Raw genomic sequence first — 9,260 nt, forward strand, 5'->3', positions numbered from 1 at the left:
GCATCAGTTTTCCCCCCATGCGGGCGGCTCGCCGCGCAGCACGTGCGCAAGGCGGTGTCCCGCGCCGACGCGGCGGGTAAAGCCGACGCGGTCGAAGAACTCCAGGATCTGGATCGCGCGCTTGCGCCCGCCCCCGATGCGGTCGCGGAAGTCCGCCGCGCGGATGCGCCCCTCGTTGGCCGCAGCGAGCTCGGTCGCGATCGCACTCAGCCGCGCCACCGTCACGCACGGATAGAACAGGTCGCGCACCACCTGGAAGATCTCGCCCCGCATCGCCACGCGGCGCAACAGGCTGCGCGTGGCGCCCTCCTCGAGCGCGCACAGGGCGGCGAGATCACGCACCCAGGGCGGGTCGTATTCGCCCGCCAGCAGGTGCGCCAGCATCGCATCGGCGCGCTCGCGGTCCGCGGTGCCGAGCTCGACGGTGTGCGTGGGCATGTGCCAGTACGAGCCCATGCGCACGAGCCGCCCGTCGTCGAGCAGCGCCTCCAGGCGGGAGAGGAACACCGCGGACGGCAGCTGCGGCGCGCACATCCGCCGCAGGCGCTCGCGCTCCACCCCGGGCTCGTCGGCGAAGTGTTCGTGGTGCGCGGCCAGGCGCGCAAGCACGCTCTCGCCGAGCGCCCCCCATGCCGCGTGCGAGAAGATGCGTCCGCCGGCCTTCGTCGCCACATGGCGGGCATCGGGCAGCAGTTCGCGGATGCGCGCACCCGGCAGGTTGTGTGCGATCGCGAGTTCCTCGGGGTCGAGACCGAGGGGTGCGCACTCGAGCAGCGCCACGAGCCGGGCTGCGGGCTCGGGGGTCTCGAGCACCGCCAGCATGGCGAGACGCTCGGGGCGGCGACGGTGGCGCGCCGGCGGAAAGGGGTCGAGCACCCTGCCCCCGCCCAGGGTATTACTGCCCGCTGCGTCCCGGATCACGATGCGGTCGCCGCAGCAGGCGAACAGCGGCCGGTCGCACACCGCCTGCACCAGGCCGCTCGCCCCCGGCGCGAGCCCGCCGGCCTCGAGCGCCTCATCCAGCAGCGCCAGCCGCGCCATGGCGTGTCCGCCGGCATGGTGCAGTGTCACGCTGGACCACTGGCCGAGCTTGCGCGGCGCATCGGGGAGCAGCTGCAGGCGCAGGTCGATGCGATCGGTGGCGCGGGCAGCCTGCGGCGTGAGCAGCCAGTCGCCGCGCTCGACCTCGCCGTAGTCGATGCCGGCCAGATTGACCGCGCAGCGGCTGCCCTGCGAGCCAGACTCCGAGATGCGGCCATTGACGCGCAGCCCACGCACGCGCAGCGCGCGACGCAGCCCATCCGCACGCGCCAGCAGCACCGTGTCGCCGCTGCGCACCGTGCCTGCATGCACGGTACCGGTGACGATCGTGCCTGCGCCAGCGAGCGCGAAGCGGCGGTCCACCACGAGACGGAATCCGGCATCGGCCGGCTGCATCGACTCCTCGCGCGCCACCGCGCGGAGGTGCTCGCGCAAGGGTTCGATGCCCTCGCCGCTCAGCGCCGACACCGCGAACACGGGGCTGCCCGCGAGCGAAGTCGGGGCGAGCAGCGCCGCGATGTCGGCATCGACCTCGGCGACGCGCGCAGGCGGCACACGATCGCACTTGGTCAGCGCCACCGCGCCGCGCGCGATGCCGAGCAGGTGCAGGATCGCCAGATGTTCACGCGTCTGCGGCATCACCCCGTCGTCGGCCGCCACCACGAGCAGCGCGAAGTCGATGCCGCTCGCGCCCATCAGCATGGTGGGGATGAAGCGTTCATGGCCGGGCACGTCGATGAAGGCGAGCGTGCGCGCCGCATCCACCCCCGCCGCCTCGTCCAGCGGCGCGAACGCGTAGCCGAGCTCGATGGTGATGCCGCGCGCCTTCTCCTCGGGCAGGTGGGTGGTGTCGATGCCCGTAAGCGCGCGCAGCAGCGTGGTCTTGCCGTGGTCGATGTGGCCTGCGGTACCGATCAGCATGCGCGCGTACCTCCGCCGCCAAGGCGCGCGAGTTGATCGGCGAAGGCCGCCTCATCCTCCGCACGCAGGCAGCGCAGGTCCAGCCACAGCGCGTTGTCGGCGATGCGTCCGACGACCGGCACCGGCAGGCTGCGCAGCGCCTTCTCGAGCCGGTTCAGCGTGCCGCCCTTGCGTTGCGGCCGGCATACCAGGCCGGCCGACGGCAGCCGGTCCACGGGCAGACTGCCCGAGCCGATCTGCGAGCGCATCGGCTCGACCGTGACGGTGAGCGGCCAGGCGGCGAGCGCGCCCGCAAACGCGGGCTGCAGGCGCTCGGCCTGGGCGAGGATCTCGCCTTGCGCGCGGGTGAGCAGACGCAGGCTCTCGAGCCGCTCCGCCAGGCGGTCGGGGTCGCGATACAGGCGCAGCACCGCCTCCAGCCCGGCGAGGGTGATCTTGCCCACACGCAGCACGCGCTTGAGCGGGTTCTTCTTGATCTTCGCGATCAGCTCGCGCCGGCCGACCAGGATGCCGGCCTGCGGGCCACCGAGCAGCTTGTCCCCGGAGAAGGTGACCAGGTCCGCCCCGGCCGCGATCGCCTCGCGCGGCGTGGGCTCGTGCGGCAGGCCCCAGGCCTCGAGCCCGGTGAGCGTGCCCGAGCCGAGATCCTCGACGAAGGGCAGGCCGTGGCCGTGCGCGATCGCGGCGAGCTCGGTGCGCGGCACCTCCTTGGTGAAGCCCTCGATCGAATAGTTGCTGGTGTGCACCTTCATCAGCATCGCGGTACGCGGGCCGATGGCTTCCTCGAAGTCGCGTGCATGGCAGCGGTTGGTGCAGCCCACCTCGACCAGTTTCGCGCCGGCGCGCTTCATGATGTCGGGGACACGGAAGGCGCCGCCGATTTCCACCAGCTCGCCGCGCGACACGATCGCCTCCTTGCGCTGCGCGAGCGTATTGAGGAGCAGGAACACCGCCGCGGCATTGTTGTTGACCACGGTCGCAGCCTCGGCGCCGGTGAGCTCGATGAGGAGTTCCTCGACCAGACCGTCCCGGTCGCCGCGTCCGCCGGAGGCCAGGTCGTACTCGAGCGCGCAGGGGTGGCGCGCGGCGTCGACGATGGCGGCGATCGCCTCTTCGGGCAGGGTGGCGCGGCCCAGGTTGGTGTGCAACACGGTGCCGGTGAGGTTGAACACCCGCCGCAGCCTGGGCAGGCTGGCGGCCTCGATGCGACGCAGGACGCCATCGCGCAGCGCCCTGGCATCCGGAAGCGCGGCGCCGGCGCGGATGGCCTCGCGCACGCTGGCGAGCTCGGTGCGGATGGCATCGGTGACGACGTGGCGGCCATGGGCCTGGGCCTGCTCGACGAGGGCGGGCTCGGCCAGCAGGCGATCGACGGACGGAAGGGAAGCGAGGGAGGCTGTAGTCATGATTCGAATGAACGATCAGCGAGGTGCTAGCAACGAAAGACCGGCATAAAAACCGTCGGTCGATGAAAGACAAGCTTGTGCAGCATCCGCCCGGGTGCAGAAGCGGAAACCCCGCCTCTGGGGCGGGGTCCTCGGGTGCTCCGAACGGCGAGGCCGGGATGGATCACTCCATCGACGGATTCCACACCTTCCACACCTTGCCGACCAGGTCGGGACCCGGCTTCAGCGTCGGCTTGCCCGGCTCCCAGCCGGCCGGCGTTGCTTCCGCGCCGCCGGTTGCCCGCACGTGCTGGAAGGCCTGCACCTGACGCACGGTTTCCGCGAGCTTGCGGCCCACGGGCGGGGTCATCACTTCCATGGCCTGGACCACACCATCTGGGTCGATGATGAAGCGGCCACGCAGCTCGATGCCCTGCGCGTCGTCATAGACGCCGTAAGCGCGCCCGATGTTGCCTGCCTGATCGGACAGCATGTGGAAACGCACGCCGCCGTCGACCATCTTCGACAGCTCCTCGTCGTTCCAGATCTTGTGGACGAAATGGCTGTCCACGCTGACCGAGAATACTTCTACACCCAATGCCTGAAGAGCATCATATTGCGCTGCGACCGCAGACACTTCTGTTGCTCAGACGAACGTGAAGTCACCAGGGTAGAAACACAGCATCACCCACTTACCGGCATAGTCCGAGAGCTTCACGCTGGTGAAGCCACCCCGGTAGTAAGCGGGCGCCGCGAAATCAGGGGCTTTCTGCCCGACGCGAGCGACCATTGAAGGCACCTCCTTCTGACTGGCAGACTCCGCTGGAGCCGGCCCTGTTTCGACAGGCGCATCGGGTACCGAACCCGATACTCGTGCGCACGAAGCGCTTTGCTCTTCCATATGCACCTCCATGCCATGCCGAGGCTCGATCGAACCTTCGTGCTGCATCGTGAAAGGTCCGGCCGCGACATGCGGTTGAGACGGTAGTCAATAAGCTACCACTGATAAGGCTATGCCCGGACCGGCCCTGGGTCAATCGCAATCAGGCCGGAAAATGGCAGAAAAATCGACCGAAAGCTGCCATTTTGCGCCACTCTCTGCCATGCAGCCGATAATGCCTGCCAGAAATACGGATGCGCACAGTGCCGCAGCATGAAAACCCCCATTCCACGGTCACGTCCCGCCAGCGCGGCATGCGGGCGCGGGACTTGCGCCGCATTCCCCGCGACGCCTGAACGCGTCCGCAGAACGCCCCACGGAACACGGACCATGCCCCGGACCGAACCCTTCGACACTCATGGCGAACGCTACGAGGACTGGTTCGAGCGCCACCTCGCGGCCTACGAGTCCGAGCTGCTCGCGCTGCGCGCCTTCGTGCCGATCGAGGGCCGCGGGCTGGAGATCGGCGTGGGCAGCGCGCGCTTCGCCGCGCCGCTCGGGGTGGCGACCGGTATCGACCCGTCGATGGCGATGCTCGCGCGTGCGCGGGCGCGGGGCATCGAGGTGGTGGCCGCTTGCGCCGAGGCCCTGCCTTTCTGCGCGGCGAGCTTCGATCACGTGCTGATCGTGACCACGCTGTGCTTCGTCGACTCGCCGGCGAAGATGCTCGCCGAAGCGCATCGGGTGCTCACCTGCGGCGGTCGCATCGTGATCGGCTTCATCGATCGCAACAGCCCCATCGGCCAGGACTATCTCGCGCACCAGCACGAGAGTGTGTTCTACCGCGACGCCAGCTTCTACTCGGCCGCCGAGGTCGAGGACCTGCTGCGCGCAGCGGGTTTTCACATCGAAGGCTGGGGGCAGACGCTAAGCCAGCCGCTTGCCGGGATCACGCACATCGAGGCCCTGCGGCCCGGGCGCGGGACGGGCGCCTTCCTCGTGGTCGCCGCCACCCGGGACGACGCAGCAGCCTGAGCGCGAGGACGCCCCCGATGGACAGCCACTTCTGGTCGCGCTGTGCGGAGGCGTGCTGGTGGCGGTGATCGTCGTGATGTCGAAGGCGTGACGGCGAGCCGGGCCGAGCGTGCTAGGCTTGCTCGCCAATCAAGGATGAGGCCTCGGGCCGCAATACGAACGCGACTGGAAGACATCATGAGCAAGCACACCCCGCTATCGGACCTGCGCAAGAGCTATGAGCAAGGCACGCTGGAAGAGCACGACTCGGCCAGCGAACCGCTGCAGCAGTTCGCGAGTTGGCTCGCGCAAGCGTTGGAGCGCGGGCTGCCCGAGCCCAATGCGATGACGGTGGCCACGGTCGGCAAGGATGGCCGCCCCTCGACGCGCCCGGTACTGATCAAGGGCTACGACGCGCGCGGCATCGTCTGGTATTCGAACTACCACAGCCGCAAGGGCCGCGAACTCGAAGCCCGCCCCTTTGCCGCACTGCAGTTTCACTGGGTGGAGATGGAGCGCGTAGTGCGCATCGAAGGCCGGGTGGAAAAGGTATCCGCGACCGAGTCCGACGAGTATTTCGCCAGCCGCCCGCTCGCACACCGCATCGGCGCCTGGGCCTCGCCGCAGAGCGAGGCCATCGCCGGGCGCACGCTGATCGTGTCGCGCGCCGCGGAATACGGCCTCAAATTTGGCCTCAACCCGCCCCGGCCGCCGCACTGGGGCGGCTACCGCCTGGTGCCGGACTACTGGGAGTTCTGGCAGGGCCGTACGTCACGCCTGCACGACCGCATCGCCTACCGTCTGCAGACCGATGGCAGTTGGGCCCGAGAGCGGCTGGCGCCCTGACTGCAGGCGAAGCCCTGAACCTGCCACCGCCACGGGCAGGCCAAGCCTCCACCACCACTCTGGGACGCGCGGACGCGCGGCGTTGCCTTTTCCCTTGCCTTCGGTAGAACACTGCACCGATCATTGAGGCCGTTTTTCATCCGCGAGCAACCATGAACACCCCGACCACCGCGCAACACACCGCGGGCGAAGCCCCTGCGATCATCCTCCCCGATCCCGAGAGCATCTTCCTCACGCGCGCAGAACGTTTCGACGCACTGGCGCTGCACCACGGCCTGGGCGAATGGCTCGCCTTCCTCGGCCGGCTTTCGCGCGCCCAGGACAAGGCACTGAAGGCCGCGGAGCCCGACCTTGCACCCCCCGCAACGGAAACCCTCGAGCTGGCGCGCAAGCACCGCATGCCACCGGTCAGCGTCGCCTCGTTCCAGCGCCCGATCGTCTGGCACGACATCCTGCGCAGCATCGTCGGCGATCTGCTCGAGAACGCGCCCGTCGGCGCCCGGGAAACCCTCGACGCGCTCCTGCTCACCAGCGCGGAAGAGCTCGACAAGCTGGCCGAGAAACTGCTCAATGGCGAACCCGAGCGCGCCGACATGGACCGCCTGCCCTACATCGCTGCCGCGATGCAGGTGGTGTTCACCGCGGTCGCCAGCAAGCTCGACGCCACGGCCTTGCCGCGCATGGAGGCGCACAGCACCTGCCCGGTGTGCGGCAGCCACCCCGTCGTGAGTGTGATCCGCAGCGAAGGCCCCACCGCCGGCCTGCGCTATGTGCACTGCACCCTGTGCAACACCGAATGGGAGGTTCCGCACGCCACCTGCGTCACCTGCGGCGACCGCGAGAAGGTCACGCTGCACGAGATCGATGGCGACGACGGCATCGCGCGTGCCGAATCCTGCGGCGCCTGCGAGAGCTACATGAAGCTCATCGTCCAGGGCCCGAACGTGCGGGTCGACCCGATCGCCGACGACCTGGCCTCGGTGGCGCTGGACATGCTGGTGGACGACGCCGGTTTCGTGCGCAGCGGCCCGAACTACCTGCTCATCGGCGCCGGAGAGTAAGACGGCAAGCGGGGCTGCGCAGGCGCCCGGTTGCACGGGCGCCCGGTTGCACGGGCGCCTGACGCTTAAACGCGCAGCAGCAACACCTTCAGCGGCGGATTGTCGTCGCGACTGGGAAAATCCGCTTCCGGGGCGATCCATTCCGCCTCGCGCAGGGGGCGCCCCGCCTTGCGGGCGCTGCGGTCGAGCTGGTCCAGCCAATCCTCGCGCCGCACACGCGCGACGTTGTTGCAGCAGATCAGCGTACCGCCCTCCTCGGTGGCAAGCAGCGCCGGCTTGAACAGCGCGGCGTAGTCATGCACCAGGTCGACCACGCCGAAGGGGCTCTTGGCGTAGCGCGGCGGATCGAGGAAGACGAGATCGAAGCGGTGCGGCGCCAGCTCGGGAAAGGGCGGCAGGTGCTTGCCGCGCACCACCTTCGGCTGACCGATGCCCGCGTACTGTCGCAGGGCGGCGAAGGCATCCGACTTGATGAAGCGCACACGGATCGGCAGCTCGTTGAGGCGGGCATTGTCCTTGCCGACCGCGAGGCTCGACTCGGCAAAATCCACATTCACCACATGACGCGCGCCCGCCTTGGCCGCAGCGACACCGACACCACAGGTGTAGGCGAACACATTGAGCAGGGACTTGCCCTCCGCCTCCTGCATCACCCGCCGGCGCGCCGCACGCAGATCGAGGAACAGCCACGGATCCTGCCCCGCATGCCGGGCCTGGAAGCGGTAGCGCACGCCGAGCTCGGAGAACTCCGAAAGTTGCTCGGCCAGAGCCTGCTGCTCCGGCGAAAGGGCGTTGGCGATGCGGGAGTTCTTTCCGCTGCGGTCATTCCAGACCAAGGGCAGGCCCGGCAGGGCACCACCGTAGAAGGCCTCCAGCTCGGCCAGTTGCTCGGCCGTCAGCGGCCGATGGAAGGTCTGCACCAGCAGCACCGAGCCATAGCGGTCGACCGTGATCCCGGGCGCACCTTCGACGGTGCCGTGAAAAAGACGATAGGCATCGGTCTGTTCGGCAGCCAGCTGTTCAATCAGGGGCGCTCGGGCGGCAAGCGCGGCCGAGAGCAGGTCGGTGAGGGAGGAGGACATGGCGGTTCCAGCGCAGGGCGCGCCAGTATGCCCGACTGCGCGCCGGATGCGCATCCTCGGAAAGGTGCGCCGCAATCCGGCCGCCCTGCCCGTGCAGCGCCTTCTGCGCAGCGGTGCACATGAACAATCACCGGTCCCACACAACTGTCCTCTGCACTCTCGGCGTCAGCATTCCGAGCAGCGCCGTAAGGCGTTCGCTCGAAGGAAGGGCTAGGCGTCATCTTCGGTTCGCGAAGCTCAGTGTTCATTGCCCGCGTACACCCACATTGGCTCTGTTCTGCCCGCTCGCTCGAACCCCATCGACTTGTAGAACTCCACGGCCTCTCCATCCGCAGTAAGCATCCTCTGATGGAACCCCTCGTACTTCTCCATGAGAGTGCCCATCATCGCTCGTCCGACGCCTTGGCGTTGAAACTCGGGGTGCACAAGCATGTGGGGGAAGTACACAACCAGGTGGCCGTCCGAGATAGCATTTCCTAGACCGACTAAGCGGCCTCCCACTCGAGCGGTAACCAGCGCATGGGAGTTCCGAAGTGCCGCAAGAAGCTGGCGTGGCTTCTCAGCAGAGGACCAAGCGTTTGCTTTGTAGAGCTCGACAACCTCAATGTCATCGAGAGAGTCGTTCAAAGATATGGTCAATGACATTTCGCTGTGCCTCATGTGAGACGCCTTACTTTATTCTGGGGTAACAGTTCTGCCGCATAACATCGGAATGCCGGATGACTTTTCGACCTCAACTGCCGATAGCTCGAAGGGGCACTCAGCAGCGATGTGTTGGTCACCCTGCAGTTCGAGCGTCACGCGACGGCGAACAACAGCTTAACCATCCTGCCAACTGGAACTACCGACCCGCTGCGGTCACTGGCACGCAAGGAAACCTGCCGCTCAAATTGCGTGCTCAGTCGGCGGAATAGCGCGCAGCTTCTTGACGTTCGCATGCCGTTTCGAGTGAGGTGCGGCCATAGGCACTCCACCGTTGTACCGGGCCTCTACCCATCCGCAAAGTCATGTAGACGCTCCGAAAACACCC

General features: G+C 67.9%; 8 protein-coding genes. 3 read left to right on the top strand and 5 right to left on the bottom strand.

The features are described from left to right. Nucleotides 1–3: 3 nt before the first annotated feature. The 3 genes from selB to prxU all read right to left on the bottom strand — a co-directional run bounded on the left by selB (nt 4) and on the right by prxU (nt 4,248). Nucleotides 4–1,962, bottom strand: a complete 1,959-nt coding sequence (selB, locus tag ACNKW1_RS06485; protein WP_418363761.1) for a selenocysteine-specific translation elongation factor — start codon at nt 1,960–1,962, stop codon at nt 4–6. Beyond that, nucleotides 1,956–3,368: an L-seryl-tRNA(Sec) selenium transferase gene (selA, locus tag ACNKW1_RS06490; protein WP_418363762.1), complete on the bottom strand. Its 1,413-nt coding sequence runs from the start codon at nt 3,366–3,368 to the stop codon at nt 1,956–1,958. Before selA ends, selB begins: the two co-directional genes overlap by 7 nt. Before the next feature lie 163 nt (nt 3,369–3,531). Beyond that, the gene (gene prxU / locus ACNKW1_RS06495; RefSeq protein WP_418363791.1) at nt 3,532–4,248 is read right to left on the bottom strand and encodes a thioredoxin-dependent peroxiredoxin; all 717 of its coding nucleotides are present in this window, start codon (nt 4,246–4,248) and stop codon (nt 3,532–3,534) included. A 369-nt stretch (nt 4,249–4,617) separates the two neighbouring features. Between prxU and ACNKW1_RS06500 the strand changes: the two genes are divergently transcribed. From ACNKW1_RS06500 to fdhE, 3 genes are all read left to right on the top strand, one after another. Continuing rightward, a complete protein-coding gene (locus tag ACNKW1_RS06500; protein ID WP_418363763.1) occupies nt 4,618–5,262 on the top strand; it encodes a class I SAM-dependent methyltransferase in 645 nt (214 codons plus the stop codon). Nucleotides 5,263–5,439: 177 nt separating this feature from the next. After that, the gene (pdxH, locus tag ACNKW1_RS06505; protein WP_418363764.1) at nt 5,440–6,087 is read left to right on the top strand and encodes a pyridoxamine 5'-phosphate oxidase; all 648 of its coding nucleotides are present in this window, start codon (nt 5,440–5,442) and stop codon (nt 6,085–6,087) included. A gap of 152 nt (nt 6,088–6,239) precedes the next feature. After that, nucleotides 6,240–7,148 carry a formate dehydrogenase accessory protein FdhE gene (gene fdhE, locus ACNKW1_RS06510; protein ID WP_418363765.1) on the top strand — a complete coding sequence of 303 codons (909 nt, stop codon included), beginning with the start codon at nt 6,240–6,242 and terminating at the stop codon, nt 7,146–7,148. Between the two features lie 65 nt (nt 7,149–7,213). Here fdhE and ACNKW1_RS06515 read toward each other — a convergent pair whose 3' ends face one another. Together ACNKW1_RS06515 and ACNKW1_RS06520 are read right to left on the bottom strand one after the other, a co-directional pair. Next, a complete protein-coding gene (locus ACNKW1_RS06515) occupies nt 7,214–8,230 on the bottom strand; it encodes a class I SAM-dependent rRNA methyltransferase (protein WP_418363766.1) in 1,017 nt (338 codons plus the stop codon). A gap of 237 nt (nt 8,231–8,467) precedes the next feature. Then, entirely contained in the window at nt 8,468–8,890 is a 423-nt protein-coding gene (locus ACNKW1_RS06520) for a GNAT family N-acetyltransferase (RefSeq protein WP_418363767.1), read from the bottom strand. Nucleotides 8,891–9,260 lie beyond the last annotated feature (370 nt).

The organism is Thauera sp. WH-2 (genome assembly GCF_048321015.1).
Taxonomy (GTDB): domain Bacteria; phylum Pseudomonadota; class Gammaproteobacteria; order Burkholderiales; family Rhodocyclaceae; genus Thauera.